The sequence below is a fragment of the Methylobacterium terricola genome (assembly GCF_006151805.1).
GTDB classification, from domain to species: Bacteria; Pseudomonadota; Alphaproteobacteria; order Rhizobiales; family Beijerinckiaceae; genus Methylobacterium; species Methylobacterium terricola.
This window is the reverse complement of the sequence record NZ_VDDA01000017.1, coordinates 43,872-61,356: the sequence shown is the minus strand read 5'-3', so window position 1 is coordinate 61,356 and position 17,485 is coordinate 43,872. Positions and strand designations below refer to the sequence as shown.

General features: G+C 71.2%; 13 protein-coding genes. 8 read left to right on the top strand and 5 right to left on the bottom strand.

All coding sequences use genetic code 11. The annotated features are described in order from the left end of the window. Positions 1-114: 114 nt before the first annotated feature. Genes FF100_RS26390 through FF100_RS26380 form a run of 3 tightly spaced genes read left to right on the top strand, consistent with a single transcriptional unit; the run spans position 115 to position 3,675 of the window. Positions 115-525, top strand: coding sequence for a response regulator (locus FF100_RS26390; RefSeq protein WP_139038739.1), 411 nt, complete (start codon positions 115-117; stop codon positions 523-525). Then, a complete protein-coding gene (locus FF100_RS26385) occupies positions 522-1,175 on the top strand; it encodes a chemotaxis protein CheX (RefSeq protein WP_139038738.1) in 654 nt (217 codons plus the stop codon). Before FF100_RS26390 ends, FF100_RS26385 begins: the two co-directional genes overlap by 4 nt. Positions 1,176-1,218: 43 nt before the next feature. Further along, positions 1,219-3,675, top strand: coding sequence for a PAS domain S-box protein (locus FF100_RS26380; RefSeq protein WP_205825032.1), 2,457 nt, complete (start codon positions 1,219-1,221; stop codon positions 3,673-3,675). A 520-nt stretch (positions 3,676-4,195) separates the two neighbouring features. Here FF100_RS26380 and FF100_RS26375 read toward each other — a convergent pair. Continuing rightward, positions 4,196-5,827: a peptidoglycan L,D-endopeptidase MepK gene (locus FF100_RS26375; protein ID WP_425463357.1), complete on the bottom strand. Its 1,632-nt coding sequence runs from the start codon at positions 5,825-5,827 to the stop codon at positions 4,196-4,198. Between the two features lie 696 nt (positions 5,828-6,523). On the opposite strand from FF100_RS26375, the gene FF100_RS26370 reads away from it, so the two are divergent. Further along, positions 6,524-6,967: a hypothetical protein gene (locus FF100_RS26370; protein ID WP_139038736.1), complete on the top strand. Its 444-nt coding sequence runs from the start codon at positions 6,524-6,526 to the stop codon at positions 6,965-6,967. Between the two features lie 29 nt (positions 6,968-6,996). Here the strand turns inward: FF100_RS26370 and FF100_RS26365 are convergent, their stop codons facing one another. Together FF100_RS26365 and FF100_RS26360 are read right to left on the bottom strand one after the other, a co-directional pair. After that, positions 6,997-9,012 carry a L,D-transpeptidase family protein gene (locus FF100_RS26365; protein WP_205825030.1) on the bottom strand — a complete coding sequence of 672 codons (2,016 nt, stop codon included), beginning with the start codon at positions 9,010-9,012 and terminating at the stop codon, positions 6,997-6,999. Positions 9,013-9,255: 243 nt separating this feature from the next. Next, a complete protein-coding gene (locus tag FF100_RS26360) occupies positions 9,256-10,743 on the bottom strand; it encodes a sigma-54-dependent transcriptional regulator (protein WP_139038735.1) in 1,488 nt (495 codons plus the stop codon). A gap of 277 nt (positions 10,744-11,020) precedes the next feature. Between FF100_RS26360 and FF100_RS26355 the strand changes: the two genes are divergently transcribed. Beyond that, entirely contained in the window at positions 11,021-12,889 is a 1,869-nt protein-coding gene (locus tag FF100_RS26355; RefSeq protein WP_139038734.1) for a M3 family oligoendopeptidase, read from the top strand. Between the two features lie 293 nt (positions 12,890-13,182). Here the strand turns inward: FF100_RS26355 and FF100_RS26350 are convergent, their stop codons facing one another. Then, entirely contained in the window at positions 13,183-14,085 is a 903-nt protein-coding gene (locus tag FF100_RS26350; RefSeq protein ID WP_139038733.1) for a DMT family transporter, read from the bottom strand. Continuing rightward, positions 14,082-15,032, bottom strand: coding sequence for an alpha/beta hydrolase (locus tag FF100_RS26345; RefSeq protein ID WP_139038732.1), 951 nt, complete (start codon positions 15,030-15,032; stop codon positions 14,082-14,084). The genes FF100_RS26350 and FF100_RS26345 overlap by 4 nt, the downstream gene beginning before the upstream one ends. Positions 15,033-15,279: 247 nt before the next feature. Between FF100_RS26345 and FF100_RS26340 the strand changes: the two genes are divergently transcribed. From FF100_RS26340 to FF100_RS26330, 3 genes are read left to right on the top strand one after another with little or no spacing between them, the layout of a single operon-like run. After that, positions 15,280-15,660, top strand: coding sequence for a DUF6460 domain-containing protein (locus FF100_RS26340; RefSeq protein WP_139038731.1), 381 nt, complete (start codon positions 15,280-15,282; stop codon positions 15,658-15,660). A gap of 13 nt (positions 15,661-15,673) precedes the next feature. Next, positions 15,674-17,029 carry an MATE family efflux transporter gene (locus FF100_RS26335; RefSeq protein ID WP_139038730.1) on the top strand — a complete coding sequence of 452 codons (1,356 nt, stop codon included), beginning with the start codon at positions 15,674-15,676 and terminating at the stop codon, positions 17,027-17,029. Then, positions 17,026-17,472, top strand: coding sequence for a GFA family protein (locus FF100_RS26330; RefSeq protein WP_139038729.1), 447 nt, complete (start codon positions 17,026-17,028; stop codon positions 17,470-17,472). The genes FF100_RS26335 and FF100_RS26330 overlap by 4 nt, the downstream gene beginning before the upstream one ends. Positions 17,473-17,485: the final 13 nt, after the last annotated feature.

Below are 17,485 nucleotides of genomic sequence, written 5' to 3'. Positions count from 1 at the left end.
GTCGGCGATCACGGCGCCTTCTCCCGCCGGGATCCGCTCTTTTCCGCAACACATCCTCGATGAGATCGCGCAGGATCCATTTCCCTTTGAGCGAAAACCGCCTAGATGCCGCCCATGTCGCAGACACCGACCGCTCCCGCGCCCATCACCGTCCTCGTCGTGGACGACAGCAAGCTCGCCCGGGCGGTCGCCCTGCGGCTCCTGCGCCAGCTCAAGCCGGACTGGACCCTGCGCGAGGCCGCCAACGCCGACGCGGCCCTGGCGGTGGTGGCGAGCGAGCCGGTCGATATCGCGCTCCTCGACTTCAACATGCCGGGCAAGGACGGCCTCGCCCTCGCCGAGGAGCTGCGCGCGGGCAAGCCCGGCATGCCGATCGCCGTGATCTCCGCCAACATTCAGGACGAGGTGATCGCCCGCGCCCGCCAGCTCGACGCCACCTTCATGGCCAAGCCCCTGACCGGGGACGCCCTGGCGGGCTTCCTCTCGGGCGCGTCCCTCCGCCTGCGCCGGAGCGCCGCCCCGTGAACAACGACACGGTCGGCCTGACCGAGCTGCAGCAGGACGCCTTCGCCGAGCTCGTCAATATCGGGGTCAGCCGCGCCGCCGCGAGCCTGCGCACGATGATCGGCACCCAGGTGCTGCTCTCGGTGCCGTCGGTGGAGATCGTCTCGCGCGCCGCCGCCGCCCGGCTGATCGGCGAGCGCGAGGCCGCGCCCCTCGTGGTGGTGCACCAGGACTTCGAGGGCGCCTTCGCGGGTCGCGCCCTCCTGATCTTCCCGCAGGAGAACGGCCGCGAGCTGGTCCGGGCGGTCGCCGGCGAGGAACTCTCGCCCGAGGAGGTCGCGGCCCTCGAGGACGAGGCGCTCGCCGAGACCGGCAACATCATCCTCAATGGCTGCCTCGCCACGATGGCGAACATGCTCCAGCGCACGCTGACCATGTCGCTGCCCGGCATCGAGCGCGGCGACGGCCCGCGGATCTTCGGGACCGATGCGGGCAGCCCGGCCGGCTCGGGCGCCGACGCGCTGGTGCTGTTCCTCTACATCGACTTCTCGGTGAGCGAGCGCGACATCCGCGGCTACCTGGCGATGCTGATGGACCTGCCCTCCCTCGAGAGCCTGCGCGCCCTGGTGGACGAGTTCATCGCCCGCGCCCTCGGCGACCTGGACGCGTGATGGCAGGCGCCGCATCTTTGCTCCGGGCCCGGCGGGCATGAGCATGCCGGACGTCACCGAGGCCGACCAGGCCGCGGCGCTCGCCGCCGCGATCGCGGCGATGCGGGCCCGCGTCGGGCCGTTCATCGCCGGGCTGGAGCTGTCGCGCCAGCCGATGCTGATCAGCGACCCGGGTCTGCCCGACAATCCGGTCGTCTTCGCCAATCAGGCCTTCCTGACGCTCGTGGGCTACGAGGCCCACGAGGTGGTGGGCCGGAACTGCCGCTTCCTGCAGGGGCCCGACACCGATCCGGGGGCGCTGGCGGCGATACGCGAGGGCCTGCACGAGGAGCGCGTCACCCGGGTCACGATCCTGAACTACCGCCGCGACGGCAGCCGGTTCTGGAACCAGCTTCTGATCTGCCCGATCCGCGACGACGCCGGCGCGGTCGTCAACTACTTCGCCTCGCAGGTGGACATGTCGCATGTCCACGAGGCCGAGGCCGGGCGTGCGCGGCTCGCCGATATCGAGCGGCGGCTCGCCGAGGCGCAGCGCCAGCTCTCCCTCACCCTGTCGTCGGCCGGCATCGCCGGCACCTGGGACTGGGACATCGCGGCCGGGCGCCTTCACGTCGACGGGCGCTTCGCGGCGCTGACCGGCCTCGCGCCCGCGCCGCGGCCCGGCACCGTGCCGCTCTCCCCCGGCCCGCTGCCGGCGACCGCCTTCTTCACCGGCATCCACCCCCTCGACCGCCTGCGGATCCGCCTCGCGGTGAGCGGCATCCTCGGCGGGGCCGAGGTGTTCGACAAGGAATACCGCCTGCTGGCGCCGGACGGCTCGGTGCGCTGGGTCCATGCCCGCGGCCGCTGCCATTTCGGGGCCGACGAACGGCCCGCCCGCTTCACCGGCGTCCTGGTCGAGGTCACCGAGCAGAAGCGGGTCGAGGAGCGCCTGCGCATCGCCCAGTCGGCGGGCCGTGTCGGCGCCTTCGAGCACGTGCCGGGCTTCGCCACCGTGGCGGCCTCGCCGCAATTCTGCAGCCTTCTCGGCCTGGTGCCGGCCAGCACGGTGGCGGCGAGCGCGGTCAACGCCCTCGTGGTCGAGGGCGACCCGCCGCTGCTCGCACCCGACCAGCGCCAGGAAGGCGAGCTGCCGCCGATCGAGACGCGGGTGCGCCTCGCCGATACCGGGGAGGTGCGCTGGCTGGTGCGCCGCGGCGAGGCGATCCGCGATACCGAGACCTCGGGCCTGCGCCATGTCGGGGTGATCTACGACGTCACCGAGGCCAAGCGGGCCGAGGTGACGCTCCGCGAGCTCAACGACACCCTGGAGGTGCGGGTGCGCGAGGCGGTGGCCGAGCGCGAGCGGGCCGAGGAGCAGCTGCGCCAGTCGCAGAAGATGGAGGCGGTGGGCCAGCTCACCGGCGGCATCGCCCACGACTTCAACAACCTGCTCACCGGCATCGTCGGCTCCCTCGACCTGATGCAGACCCGCATCAACGAGGGCCGCACCGAGAACCTCACCCGCTATGCCGGCCTCGCCATGGCCTCGGCCCAGCGCGCCGCGGCCCTGACCCACCGCCTGCTGGCCTTCTCGCGCCGCCAGCCCCTGGAGGCCAAGCCCGTCGACGCCAACCGCCTGGTCAGCTCGATGGACGACCTGATGCGCCGTACCCTCGGCGAGCGGGTGCAGCTGGAGGTGGTGGTGGCGGGCGGCCTGTGGCTGACGCTCTGCGACCCCAACCAGCTCGAGAACGCGATCCTCAACCTGGCGATCAACGCCCGCGACGCGATGCCGGAGGGCGGGCGCCTCACCATCGAGACCGCCAACGCCCATCTCGACGACGGGTACGCGTCCCGCGAGGTCGGGGTGCGGGCCGGTCAGTATGTCTGCGTCAGCGTGACCGATACGGGCACCGGCATGCCGCCGGACGTGATCGCCCGGGCCTTCGACCCGTTCTTCACCACCAAGCCCCTGGGCCAGGGCACGGGCCTCGGCCTGTCGATGATCTACGGCTTCGCCAAGCAATCCGAGGGCAACGTCAAGATCTACTCGGAGGCCGGTCAGGGCACGACCGTCAAGCTCTACCTGCCGCGCTATCACGGTGAGATCGAGGCCGCCTCCGAGATCCGGGGCGAGGCACCGCGGGCCGAGCGCGGCGAGACGGTGCTGGTGGTGGAGGACGACTCGACCGTGCGCGCCCTGGTGGTCGAGGTGCTGCACGAACTCGGCTACCGCACCCTCGAGGCGGCCGATGGGCCGGCGGGCCTGCGCCTGCTGCAATCGGCCTCCCACATCGACCTGCTGGTCACCGATGTCGGCCTGCCGGGCCTCAACGGCCGCCAGCTCGCCGACCAGGCCCGGCTGGTGCGCCCGACCCTGAAGGTGCTGTTCATGACCGGCTACGCCGAGAACGCGACCTTCGGCAACGGCCATCTCGGGCCCGGCATGCAGATGATCACCAAACCGTTCCCGGTCGAAGGGCTGGCGACCAAGATCCGCTCGATCATCGAGGGGTGACAGCGAGATCGGCCGGCTTGCACGGTGCATGCCTGCCGATCTCCATCTCGATGAAGGAATATTATTTTAGATCGTGATATTATTAACTGAGCAATATCGCGAATTTTTCTCTGAAACATTTAATACAATATCGAGCTTGAAATGATTCGCATTGTCACTTCTTTATGGCGTCGACCGTTCGCCTGGTTCTGACTTCCGCGCCACTCGCTACGATGCCGGCATGGTCGCGCCGAGCCCCGCAATTGGTTGGGCCGGAGCTTGTCGAACGGTGGAACGTGGCACGCTGCTCGCGACCGCCCGCAAGCCGAGCGGGGTGAGCAAGACCAGCCAGGCGTCGATCGCCACCGCGACCGGGCCGACCCTGGCCGCGAGGCTCGCCACGCCGGAGATCAGCAGACGGTTGCGCCATCGGCGGGCGCACGGTCAGGCCGCAACCGGGGCGCCCCGGAGGGCAATCGTCCGTGGGCTGACCGGAACGGTCCTGCCGGCGGCGAGGACGTTCCCCCGGCCGTCGCGGCGCTCAGCGCCGTCCTACCGCCGGCCCGCTGAACCGGCCGGAGCCCGGGGCGTCCTCGCTCGCTTTCGCCTGGAAGCGGGTGGCGACCGCGCCGGCCGGAGCACCGACGAGGCCGGCCGGCGGGGTGCCGGCCTTCGCGCGCTGGACGACGCGGACGGAAGCGGCCTCGGCGGCGGGGGCAGCCACCGCGGCGCTGAACAGGGCACGCAGCTGCGACTTGGAGTCCGGAGACTTCGAATCCGACGCCTTGGGATCCGCGGATCTGGAGTCCTGCGACTTGGTATCGTGGGACTTGGATTCCTGGGACTTGGATTCCTGAGACTTGGATTCCTGGGGCCTGGGCTCCGTCGGGGAGGGCGCCAGACGAGGCCGGGGCTGGAGCATCGCTCCCAGAGCCGCCGGGTCGGCCTCGGCCGAGGCGACCCGCACCGAGGCCGGGCGGGCCGGCGGCAGCGGCACGGCGATCGGCGGCGGCGCGGCGACCAGGGCCTCCGCCAGGGCGGCGAATTCCGACGGACGCCGGGGCGGCAGCGGCGTCGCCGGCAGCCCGGCCACCACCGGCTCGGCAGCGCGCATCTCGGGCTCGGGCGCGGCGACCGGGGGCGCGGCTTCCGGCTGGACCGGCTCGGGTTGCACCGCGGCCTGTCGGGGCGCGGCCGGCTGCATGAGGGCGGCGGGCACCGCCGGGGCGGCGTAGGCGAGGGCATCCCGGGTGCCCGCATCCTCCGGCTGGGCGCTGGCGAGCGCCACCGGGCGGACGCGGCCGGCGCGGCCGGAGAGCACCACCGGTGCCGGCGGCGGGGCCGCAGGCTTCGATCCTCCGCCGAACAGCATGGCGAAGAACTGGCCGACGACGTTCGGGCTGTCCTCCTCGTCCGCCGCGGCGATCGCCTGGCTCACGCCCATCACGCTGCCGCCGCGGGCCAGGATCTCGGCCTTGGCCATCTCGTAGCCCGGCATCGGCCGGCCGTCGGCCGGCAGGTGGACGGTGCGGCCGTCGGGAAACAGGCGGGCGAGCTGGTCGTGGCTCATCCGCGGCCAGGAGCGCACCGAGCCGACATCGAGATGGACGAAGGGGCTGTTGGCCTGCGGGTACCAGCCGACGCCGCCGCGCTGCATCTGCATGCCGATCGCCCGGATCTGGTCGATCGAGACGTCGGCGAGGTAGAAATCCATCGCTTTGCCGAGCATGTGCTGGCTGTGCTCGGCCACCGCGCGGGAGCGCCGACGCAGGGCGGCATTGGTCTTCGGCGAGCGGTAGGCCGAGACGACGTGGATCGCATCCTGCGAGCCGACCGCGCGGTGGGCCTCCCACACAACGTCGAACAGCCGCGGGTCCATCTTGGTCGGCTCGTCGAGGCGCCAGTCGCGCAGGAGCCAGTTCAGCTGCTCAAGGGCGGCGCGGTCGTAGCGCCCGTCACGCTTGAACGTGATCGCGGCGCTCTCCTTGGTGTGCTCGTGGAAGATCGCGATCGTGCGGGTGTCGCCGTTGGCGACCGCGTCCTGGGTGTCGCTGGTCGAGGCGACCATCGCCGTCAGGCAGGCGACCAGCGCCAGCGCGCCGCGCCGACAGGAGCGTGATCCCCGGGCCGCCGGATTGGCCGCCCCGCTTCCGGCACGCTTGAGCGCTCGCACGATCCCTCATCCCCGCTCGGGCCGCGTGGCCGCCATGGTGAACGCAAGGTTGCCGAGAACCGTCAACAAACGGTTACCGGGTCCCCGCGACAGACCGGACGGAGAGCTAAGCCTCAACCGTGGCGAAAATCGGCCACGCTTCACAATTTCGTGGGGAGTGCCGAATGACGTTGAAGAATGACCGTCGAGCACGCCCGTCTGCGAAGACGATCCCGCACCCCGAAAAATTACTCGCTTATTATTTAAATAAAATCCGCGCCAGTATGGGAATTACGTCAAGACTCTTTAGTCGTCGCAAATTTCGCAACCAACTCAATCCAATTTATTTCGGCCAGTGACGGAAGTTACATCGCATTATACGAAAATAATTTTCGATTTATCACGGTTGTATGAGTTTTATGTCCGTGCTCAAGTCCTAAACGTCTCGGAGCCACGGTGCAGGAGCTAGTGCAGCGACTACGCCAGCCAGAGAAGGTTCGAGCAATTGTCGGCCTGCGCCGTCCGACGCAGCGGGAACTCCATGTCCTGGCCCGTCGTTCGGCGCCTTCAGGACGATGCAGGTGCATCTGACACGTTCGGCGCATGTCACTGGCGCCGGCATCGTCGCGGGCCGCCCGTGCCGGTGCGCGGACTGGTTCCGCGGCGCCGGGTTCCGGTCCGCCAACGGTCGCTGCCGCGGTCCCGCCCGGCGCGGGCGTGCGGCTGGAGCGCGCGGTGCTCGCCAACGGAGCCCGGACGGAGCAACTCTTGGCGGAAGGCGCAGGTTCGGACATGCTCGGCGATATTCACGCCATGCAGGCTGCCTTCGTGCGCCAGATCGGGACGATCGAGCCGGAATGGCGCGCCGGGTGTCTGCAGATCTCCCCGGGTTCGGCCTCGCTGCGGAAGGCCAACGCCCTGTCGAGGATCGTCGAGCAACGTTTCGATTTCGTCGGCCAGGTCGGCGACCTGATGGTCGACACCATGACCCGCACGGCCGGGCTGATCGAGACCGCGACCGTCGGCGATGCGTACCGGCTGAGCGGCAAGATCAGCGAGCGGCGCGCCCAGGCGCGACGGGCGGGCTCAAAGCGTGATCGTGATCGCGACCGTCCCGCCACCCTCCGCGTCATCCTGGGGCCGCGCAGCGGCCCGGGCTGACGGAGAAAGTGGTCGTCGCGTCGGGACGCCTACCACCACCCCCGTCGGATCGCCCCGGTCTCGCCGAAGTAATCCGGCGCCGGCTGCACCACCGCCGGCTCATCGGGGACGGTCGCATTCGCCACCGGGCGGCGGGGCGCCGGGCGGGGGGCGCCCTCCGCCACATCGCGGTGCGGGTGCGGTGCGGCGGTCGGCGGCTTCGGGGCCGGCTTCGGCTTCTGGCCGGCCTCGGCCGGGAGCGCCTCGGTCGAGAGGCCGAGGGCCACCTTCACCCGGGCATTGACGCCGTAGAGGTCGGGCAGGCTGCGCAAGCTCCCGGTCGAATCCGCCTCCAGGGTGAAATAGGCGAGATGGACCGGGAGCTTCTCCGGCAGCATCACGGTGCGCTCGCCCTTGCCGATCAGCGTCTTCAGCCGCTCGGTCGGCCAGCGCGGCCCGAGCACGACCTGGGCGAAGCGGAACGGATCGTCGACGCGCACGCAGCCATGGCTCAGCGCCCGCTCCGTGCGGGAGAACAGGCTGCGGTTCGGCGTGTCGTGCAGGTAGACCGCATGGTCGTTGGGGAACATGAACTTGATGAAGCCGAGCGCGTTGCGCTCGCCGGGCGGTTGCCGGATCGCGATGCCGTTGCCGCGCCTCACCACCTCGTAGCCGAGGCGTGCCGCGTAGTTCGGATCGCGGGCGAGGCCGGGCAGGAACTGGCTCTTGAGGATCGAGGGCGGCACGGTCCAGGACGGGTTGACCACCGCGTAGGTCATCTCCCCGGAGAAGATCGGCGTCGGCGATTCCGGCTTGCCGACGATCACCCGGGATTCGTCGAGGATGCGGCCGTCACGGACCACCCGCACCTTGAATTCGGGGATGTTGACGAAGACGTGGGTGCGGCCGAGATCGGCCGGCAGCCAGCGCCAGCGCTCCATGTTGGCGAGGAGATCCGCCTCCTGCTTGCCCGGCGCGGTCCCCGCGAGGGCCGCCACGGTGGCGGGATCGAGGACGCCGCTCGCCTTCAGCCCGCGCTCGCGCTGGAAGCTCGAGACGGCAGTCGCCACGCCCTCGTCATAGGCGGTGGCGTCAGAGGCGCCGGAGAGGCCGAACCGGGCACGGATCAGCGGCACGCGGGGGTCGCGCATGCCGGTCTTCAGGGCCGGGCCTTTCGGCAGCCGCACCATCGGCACGGCGCGGTTCGGCTGCTGGGTGCGCAGGGCGGCGAGCTTCGCCTTGAGGGCGAGGTAGCCGGCTTGCGCGGGGTTGTAGGCCTGGAGCAGGGCACCGGCATTCGATCCGGCCGGGGTCAGCCGGGTCAGCACCGCGTCGGCGCCGGGCAGGTCGAGCTTCGGCGTGATGAAGCGCGACAGGCGCGACGGCTCGAGCCGGCCGCCGCGGGCGTCGCGGGCATACAGGACGGCCGCCGCGGAGAGCTTCAGGTCGGCCTCGGCGCGGTCGGCGGGCTTGGCGTGGGGCGGGTCGAGGAGCGGGATCGGGTAGGCGAGGGGATCGAGCCCATCCTCGTCCGCCGCCTGCAGCCGAGCGATCACCGCCTTGGCGGCATCCGACCAGCCGGTCTCGGTGAGCCAGACCGACTTGAACGCGCCGAGCGCGTAGAAGGCCTGCATCGCCTCGCGCTGCTTGGTGGTGAGGCGGCGGATCAGGCTGGCATTCGGGTCGGCGAGGCGTGCCGCCACCGCCTCGGCCACCGGGTCGCCGGGGGCGGGCGGCGGCAGGGCAGGGGCCGCGCTCTCCACCGGCGCGGCCGGCGCGTCGGCGGGGGCGGGCATGGGGGCGCCCGGCAGGGCGGCAGGCTGGACCGGGACGGCCTCGGGTGCGGCCTTCGCCGGGGCAGCGGCCTCGGTCGGGGCGGGCGTGTCCGGGATGGTGGTGATCGCCGGAGCGGACGACCCCGGAGCGGGCACGCTCGCCACCGCGGCGCCGGTCGCGGGCGCGACGCCCTCGGCCCGCGCCCCCGGCAGGCCGGATTGCGCCGCCAGCAGCACCGCGAGGGTCGCTGCCGCGCCCGCGTTCCGCCCGGTCCTGCGCCTGGGAGCCATGGTCCTCTCCTCGAAGCCGCGGCCGGCTAGAGCGGCCACGCTGATCAATCTAGATGAGTAAACACGTCGGCGCAGGACCTGCCATCGCACGGCAGCCACACTCCGGCGACATGCAACCTTGGGCGTTCGCGGCGTGTCGTAGCGCACCGCGACGGTGAGAGCGGCGTTGGACTGAGACGGGTGACCGCGCTGCGTCGCCCAAAACCCGTCAATTGCGGTTTTCTTCGGACGAGCGGCCCGGAATCAGGCCGCGTCCTCGGCCTTCTCGTCGTCGATCCCGAGTTCCTTCAACTTGCGATAGAGGGTCGAGCGGCCGATGCCAAGGCGTCGCGAGACTTCCGACATCCGCCCGCGGTAGAATTGCAGGGCGTAGCGGATGATCTCGCCCTCGAGTCCTTCCATCGTCTTCATCTCGCCGGTCTCCTCGGCGACCAGCGACAGGGCATGGGGGTCGCGGACCTCGACCCGGACGATCTCGCGCACCGGCGCCGGGCCGGTGCCGGGTTCGGGCGCCGCCGGAGCCGGCGGGATGCGCACGTCGAAGCCCTGGACCTGGGCGGCGATCTGCGGGAACTCCGCCACCGTCAGCTCGTCGCCGTCGGCGAGCACCACGGCGCGAAACAGCGCGTTCTCGAGCTGGCGCACGTTGCCGGGCCAGTCGTAGCGGGTGATCAGCGCCATCGCTTCCGCGGCGATGCCGCGGACCCGCTTGCCCTCCTCCGCCGCGAACCGGGCGCAGAACGAGCGGGCGAGATCCGGGATGTCCTCGCGCCGGGCCCGCAAGGGCGGCAGGGTCATCGGGAAGACGTTGAGGCGGTAATACAGGTCCTCGCGGAAGCGACCCTGCTTGACGAGATCGAGGAGCGAGCGGTTCGTCGCCGAGACCAGCCGGATGTCGACCCGCACGCTCTTGCGCCCGCCGACCGGATCGACCTCGCCCTCCTGGAGCGCCCGCAGCAGCTTCACCTGCGCGTCGAGGGGCAATTCGCCGATCTCGTCGAGGAACAGGGTGCCGCCGGAGGCCTCGACGAACTTGCCGAGATGGCGCTCGGTGGCGCCGGTGAAGGCGCCCTTCTCGTGGCCGAACAGGGTCGATTCGACGAGGTTGTCGGGGATCGCCCCGCAATTCACCGTCACGAACGGCTTGCCGCGGCGGTCGCCCGAGCCCTGGATGGCGCGGGCCAGCACCTCCTTGCCGACGCCCGATTCGCCCTCGATCAGCACCGGGATGTTGGATTTCGCCGCCCGCTCGGCCAGCCGCATCACCCGGCCCATGTCGGGGCTCTTCGAGGTCAGGTCGCGGAACGACAGCGCGCCGGAGGCGCGCCGGCGCATCCGCCGGATCTCGTCCTGGAGCTGATCGACCTGAAGGGCGTTGCGGATCGAGACCTGGAGCCGCTCGGGACCGGCGGGCTTGACCACGAAATCGACCGCGCCCGCCCGCATCGCGTTGACCACGGCGTCGATCGAGCCATTGGCGGTCTGAACGATGACGGGGGTGTCGATGCCGGCCTTGCGCAATTCGGCCAGCACGCCGAGCCCGTCGAGGCCGCCCGGCATGGCAAGGTCGAGCAGCACCACGTCGATGCCGGAATCCGGGGACCGGATCGCGTCGAGACCGGCCGTTCCGCTTTCCGCCACCACGGCCTCGAACCCGAGGCGCCGCACCATGGCCTCCGCCAGCCGGCGCTGCACGGGATCGTCGTCGACGATGAGGACCGTGGTGGTCATCTGGACTCCTCGAAGGACCGCGGCCGCGGGGCGCCGCCCCGGGGCCTTTTCCGTGCGTCCGGCAGCCCCGGTGCGCCGGGACATGCGAATCACGCAGGTGTTTCGTTTCGAGGCGTATGCTGCGTCACAACCGTAAAGTGGCCCTTAACGCCAACGGAACGTTACCGTGTGCGGAGAGGCCGCGGCAATCGGAGCGGCCTCGGTTGATCGCGGGCCGCTCGGGGCCGATATGTCCCCGCGCACGCAACCACTCCTGTGCCCGAGAGGAACATCGTCCATGCCGTTGAGTGCCGCCGCGCCGTCGGACAGCGCCCTGAGCACCGCGAAAGCCACGGCCCGCGCCGTCGATCTCGGACCTCTGCCGGAATGGGACCTGTCGGACCTCTATGCCGGCCTCGACGACCCGGCCTTCGCCGCCGACCTCGCCCGGGCCGAGGCCGAGTGCCGCGGCTTCGCCGAGAGCTATCGCGGCCGGATCGCGGAGCTTGCCGCCGGAACCGACGCGCCCGACCGCCTCGGCACCGCGGTGGCCGCCTACGAGGTGATCGAGGACCGCCTCGGCCGGCTGATGTCCTATGCGGGCCTCGTCTATTCGGGCGACACCACCGATCCGGTCCGGGCGAAGTTCTACGGCGACACCCAGGAGCGCCTGACCGCCGCGGCGAGCGACCTCCTGTTCTTCACCCTGGAGCTCAACCGGGTCGATGACGCCGCGGTCGATGCCGCCGCCGCCCATCCGCCGCTGGCCCGCTTCCGCCCCTGGCTCGAGGACATCCGCCGCGAGAAGCCGCATCAGCTGAGCGACGAGGCGGAGAAGCTGTTCCTCGAGAAGTCGGTCACCGGGCGCGCCGCCTGGAACCGGCTGTTCGACGAGACCATCGCCTCCCTGCGCTTTCCCCTGCGCGGCGAAGAACTGACGCTCGAGCCCACCCTCAACAAGCTCCAGGACGCCGACGAGGCCGTGCGCCGCGACGCGGCCGGCGCGCTGAGCAGCGTGTTCCGGGCGAACCTGCGGGTGTTCACGCTCATCACCAACACGCTCGCCAAGGACAAGGAGATCTCCGACCGCTGGCGCGGCTTCACCGACGTCTCGGATGCCCGCCACCTCGCCAACCGGGTCGAGCGCGACACCGTCGAGGCCCTGGTCGCCGCCGTGCAGGCGGCCTATCCGCGCCTGTCGCATCGCTATTACAAGTTGAAGGCGCGGTGGTTCGGGCGCGACAGCCTGGCCTATTGGGACCGCAACGCGCCGCTGCCGAAGGTCGAGCAGCGCACCATCCCCTGGGCCGAGGCGCGCGAGACCGTGCTGTCGGCCTATGGCGCGTTCTCGCCCAAGATGGCCGAGATCGCCCGGCGCTTCTTCGACGGCAGCTGGATCGATGCGCCGGTGCGGCCCGGCAAGGCGCCCGGCGCTTTCGCGCACCCGACCGTACCCTCGGCCCATCCCTTCGTGCTGGTCAATTACCAGGGCAAGCCGCGGGACGTGATGACGCTCGCCCACGAGCTCGGCCACGGCGTCCACCAAGTGCTGGCGGGACCCAACGGCGCCCTGATGGCCCCGACCCCCCTGACGCTGGCCGAGACCGCCAGCGTGTTCGGCGAGATGCTGACCTTCCGCCGCGTGCTGGAGGCCACCACCGATCCGGTCCAGCGCCGGGCGATGCTCGCCGCCAAGGTCGAGGACATGATCAACACGGTGGTGCGCCAGATCGCGTTCTACGCCTTCGAACGCAAGATCCACCTCGCCCGCCGCGAGGGCGAGCTGACGGCCGAGAGGATCTGCGAGCTGTGGATGTCGGTGCAGGCGGAGAGCCTCGGTCCGGCGATCCGCCTCGACGACGGCTACGAGCCGTACTGGGCCTATATCCCGCACTTCATCCACTCGCCGTTCTACGTCTACGCCTACGCCTTCGGCGATTGCCTGGTGAACTCGCTCTACGGCGTCTACCAGCGGGCGAGCGGCGATCCGGCGGCGGAGGCCGCCTTCGTCGAGCGCTACTTCGCGCTGCTCTCGGCCGGCGGCAGCCGGCCCTACGGCGAGCTCCTGGCACCGTTCGGGCTGGATGCCCGCGATCCGGCCTTCTGGCAGATCGGCCTGTCGATGATCGAGGGGATGATCGCGGAACTGGAGGCGATGGAGGCGTGAGGCGACCGCCTTCTGAGCCGAGACATTGTAAGAGTATAGCGCATCTCCCCTCTCCCGTGTGGGAGAGGGGTTGGGGGTGAGGGTGACACGCTTCGGTGTAAAGCTCAGAGCTTCGTGCTGGCAGCTCGACTGTTCAGGGGCATTACGGAAGCGTCACACCCTCATCCCTACCCCTCTCCCAAACCTGGCAGCGATACCGGGCAAGCCCGGCATCGCCTGGAGAGGGGATCCCGCGCGAAAATTCGTTCAAATGATCAATGGCTTATAGCTAACTTTATACAGCGGCGCTGGCCTCACACGGCCTTGCGCCCGAAGAACTCCGCCACCGCGATCCCGCCCAGCACCAGCGCGAGGGCGACCGCCTCGACGGCGCCGAACGGCTCGCCCACCAGCCCCACCGCCAGGATCGCCCCGAAGACCGGCACCAGGTTGTTGAACAGCCCGGCGCGGTTCGGCCCGATCGTCTCGACGCCGCGCATATAGGCGAGCTGCGCCACCAGGGACGGCCCGAGCGCCGTGAAGGCGATCAGCCCCCAGCCGGCGGCGCCGGGCCACAGGACGCGGCCGCTCGCCCATTCGCCGATCAGCAGCGGCATCGAGGTCGCCCAGGCCGCGACCGCCATGGCGGCGAAGAAGGCCAGCGCCGGCACCGCGGGACGGGAGGGGAGGGCGATGGTGTAGCCGGCGTAGAACAGGCAGGCGAGCAGCACCAGCAGGTCGCCGTGGTTGAGATCGAGGGCGGCGAGCCGCGCGAGGTCGCCGTGGCTCGCCACCAGCACCACCCCCGAGAGCGTGATGGCGGAGCCGAGGATCTGGCCCGGTCGCACCGTGACGCCGCGGACGAGAAGGTTGAGGGCGAGCACCAGGACCGGGATCGTGCCCTCGATCAGCGACAGGTTGACGGCGCTGGTGAGCGCGCCCGCCTCGTAGGTGAGCGCGTTGAAGCCGGTATAGCCGAGGCCGCCCATCAGCAGGATCATCGGCCAACGCGCCAGGAGGGCGCGCCGGTGCGTCCAGGTCTCGCGCCCGGCCATGAGCGCGATCGCCGTGAGGGCGATCGACCAGCGCAAGGCGACCAGCGCCTGCGGCGAGACGAGGCCGACCGCGACCTTGCTGGCGACCGCGTTGCCGGCCCAGAGCAGGGCCGCGAAGGCGAGAAGGACGTAGGCGACCGCGGCGGAAGGGCCTGCCCTCACGCCAGCGCCATCAGGAACCGCTCGATCAGCTCCAGGGCCCGTTGTGTCATGGCAAGGTTGTAGCGGATGAAGACGTGGCAACCGCCGGTATAGACCGCGGTGTAGCCGCCATTGTTGGCCGCGGCCCAGCGCATCGACATGAACAGGGTGTCGTCGAGGAGCGGGTCGCGGGTGCCGACCGAGAACAGGGCCGGCGGCAGGCCGGCGAGGTCGGCGTAGAGCGGCGAGACCTCCGGCGAGCGCCGGGCGACGCCCTCGGGCACGAAGCCGTCGGCGAAGCGGCGTATGTCGGTGGAGTTGAGGACCAGGCGCTCGTCGCCCCAGTTGCGCGCACTCGCGGTGACGCCGAGGTCGTAGAGGCCCGAGAACAGGTTGGCGCCGCGGAACGCCTTCGGCAGCCTGTGACGGTCGCGCAGGCGCAGCATCGTCATCACGCTCAGGTGCGCACCGACCGATTCGCCGCCGATGGTCAGGGCCTCCACCCCGAACAGCTTGCGGCCCTCGTGGTAGAGCCAGAGCGCCGCCGCCTCGCAATCGTCGATCGGGGCCGGGTAGGGATGCTCGGGCGCCAGCCGGTACTCGACCGAGACGCAGACGAAGCCGCAGCGCTCGGCGATGCGCTCGAGCCAGGGATCCTGCTCGTCGGCCCCGCCCCAGATCCAGCCGCCGGAATGGATGTGCAGGTAGGCGCCGCGGGCCTTCCGCTGCGGCCGGATCACCCGGAGGGTGAGCGGGCCGCCGGGACCGGCAATGGTCATCGTCTCGGCCCGGGCGCTGCGGGGCATCGCCGGATAGGCGGTGCTGCCGCGGCGGCGGCGCTCGCGCACCTCCCCCACCGGCATGGACCACGGGTCCGGCGCCTGGGCCTGGGCGGCGATGATCTCCCGGTTCATCCTGTCGGCGTCGGGATCGGTTTTCGCCGGGTCGAAGAGCGCGTGGTCGATCATGCTCGGGGTATCAATCTCGCGGCGCTGCGCCGCCGGCTTGCACGGCGGAGCGTCTCGGGGTTGCAGGCGGGCCACCGTCCGGCCCGGCATCGGCAGTCACGCATCTTGGGATAATCCGTGAAGGTTGCCATCTCAGGTCGGGATTGCCAAACGGTGCAATGCGTCAGCCTGCGCCGGGTTTCGTCGAAACCGTGGCAGTTCTGCAACGGTTGCGCGGCATTCGCCAGCGGCAGGGTCGTGAGGAAGCATGAGCGAGCAGAGATTCCACCGTCCCTTCGGCGGTCAAGGGCCGCGCGGACAGGATCCGTACGGTCAAGGTCCGGCCGGCTACGATCCGGGCCCGGGCGGATACCGGGAAGGCCGGTCCTCCGGCCTGCACCGCTTCCTCGGCGGCTCGCCCGGCGCGGTGCTGGTGCGGCTGGTGTTCCTGTCGCTCCTCGTCGGGGCCGGCATGGCGATGCTCGGAGTCACGCCCGGCCTCCTGTTCGCCCAGGCCTACGACACGATCCAGTCGCTGCTGCATCTCGGCTTCGAGACCTTCCACGATGCCGGCCGCTGGTTCGTCGCCGGCGCGGTGGTGGTGGTGCCGCTCTGGCTCCTGTCGCGCGTCTTCGCCCGCGGCCGCTGAGCGGGCTCTCGCGATGATCGCCGCTGCGGGTCCGGAGGTCACGCATCGCCGCATCCTGGGGCTCGCCCTGCCGATGACGCTCGCCAACGTGACGACGCCGCTTCTCGGCCTCGTCGGGACGGCGGCGGTCGGGCGGCTCGGCGACGCGGCCTTGCTCGGCGCCCTGGCGCTCGGGGCGGTGATCTTCGACTACCTGTTCTGGACCTTCGGCGCCTTGCGCATGGCGACCGCCGGCCTCACCGCGCAAGCCACCGGGGCCGGCGACCGGGCCGAGATCGACCGGACGCTCGCCCGGGCGCTCGCGGTCGCGCTCGCCGTCGGCCTCGTGATGGTGGCGCTGCAAGGACCGCTGGCGGCGGCGGCCTTCCGGCTGTTCGGCGCCAGCCCGGCGGTGACGGCGGCGCTCGCCGAGTATTTCGGGGTGCGGATCTGGTGCGCGCCGTTCACGCTGGCGAACTACGCCATCCTCGGCTCGACCTTGGGTCGCGGCCGCACCGATCTCGGCCTCGGCCTCCAGGTCGCGATCAACGCGGTCAACGTCTGTCTGACGCTGCTGTTCGTGCTGGGGCTCGGGCACGGCGTCGCCGGGGCGGCCCTCGCCACGGTGCTGGCGGAGGTCGCCGGCACCGTCCTGGGGCTCGGGGTGCTGCGCCGCCTCGGCGCCCGGCCCTGGCGCGTGCCGCTCCCCGCGATCGTCGAGCGCGCCGGCCTCCTCCGGATGCTGTCGGTCAACGGCGACGTGATGGTGCGCACCCTCGCCCTCATCACCGCGCTGGCTTTGTTCTCCGGTCTCGGCGCCCGGGCCGGCGACGTGACGCTGGCGGCGAATGCCGTGCTGCAGAACCTCTTCCTCGTCGGCAGCTTCTTCCTCGACGGCTTCGCCACCGCGGCGGAGGTCCTGTGCGGCCAGGCGCTCGGCGCCCGCGACGAGGCTGCGTTCCGGGGGGCGGTGCGCCTGTCGCTGGGCTGGTGCCTCGGCTTCGCCCTCGCCGTCTCGGGCCTGTTCCTGGCGCTGGGGGGCCCGTTCATCGACGCGGTGACCGCGGCGCCGGAGGTCCGGTCCTTCGCGCGCGACTACCTCGTCTACGCCGCCCTGACGCCGCTCGCGGCCGCTGCCGCCTTCGCGTTCGACGGGATCTATATCGGGGCGACCTGGACCCGGGCGATGCGCAACCTGATGCTGGCGGCGCTCGCCGTCGACGCCGCGATGCTGGCGCTGACGCGCGATCTCGGCAATGCCGGCCTGTGGCTCGCCATGCTGGCCTTCCTGGCCGCCCGCGGTCTCGGCCAGGCCCTGCTGTATCCGCGGCTCGCGGCCGGTGCCTTCCCGCACCCGCAGGGCGCCGCCCTCGAAGGAGCGACCCGATGAGCGAGGCCGGGAACGACGCGCGGAACCACCCGAAGCGCCCGGATACCCGGATCGCCGGCGGATGCCGCTGCGGCGCCGTGCGCTATGAGGCCGATGGCGAGCCGTGGAACCGCACCGTCTGCCACTGCGGCGATTGCCGCGGCGCCACCGGTGCGCCGATGGTCGGCTGGCTCACTGTGCGGCGCGAGGCGTGCCGCATCGCCGGCAGCCCGACCTGGTTCCGCTCCAGCGCGCGGGCCGAGCGCGCCTTCTGCCCGGCCTGCGGCACGCCGCTCGCCTACCGGGCCGACGACCTGCCCGACGAGATCGACCTCACCCTGGCGAGCCTCGACGCGCCGGAGCGCTTCCCGCCGCGCGACCACGTCTGGGTCTCGCGCCGCCTGTCCTGGGTCGCGCTGCCGGACGGGCTGCCGGCCTATCCGCGGGCGCGCGGCGAGGCCTGACCTCCCGCCCGCG

Coding starts and splice junctions, on each gene's coding strand:
- FF100_RS26390 (WP_139038739.1), top strand. CDS start 115: ATGTCGCAGACACCGACCGCTCCCGCGCCCATCACCGTCCTCGTCGTG.
- FF100_RS26380 (WP_205825032.1), top strand. CDS start 1,219: ATGCCGGACGTCACCGAGGCCGACCAGGCCGCGGCGCTCGCCGCCGCG.
- FF100_RS26365 (WP_205825030.1), bottom strand. CDS start 9,012: ATGGCTCCCAGGCGCAGGACCGGGCGGAACGCGGGCGCGGCAGCGACC.
- FF100_RS26360 (WP_139038735.1), bottom strand. CDS start 10,743: ATGACCACCACGGTCCTCATCGTCGACGACGATCCCGTGCAGCGCCGG.
- FF100_RS26355 (WP_139038734.1), top strand. CDS start 11,021: ATGCCGTTGAGTGCCGCCGCGCCGTCGGACAGCGCCCTGAGCACCGCG.
- FF100_RS26345 (WP_139038732.1), bottom strand. CDS start 15,032: ATGATCGACCACGCGCTCTTCGACCCGGCGAAAACCGATCCCGACGCC.
- FF100_RS26340 (WP_139038731.1), top strand. CDS start 15,280: ATGAGCGAGCAGAGATTCCACCGTCCCTTCGGCGGTCAAGGGCCGCGC.
- FF100_RS26335 (WP_139038730.1), top strand. CDS start 15,674: ATGATCGCCGCTGCGGGTCCGGAGGTCACGCATCGCCGCATCCTGGGG.
- FF100_RS26330 (WP_139038729.1), top strand. CDS start 17,026: ATGAGCGAGGCCGGGAACGACGCGCGGAACCACCCGAAGCGCCCGGAT.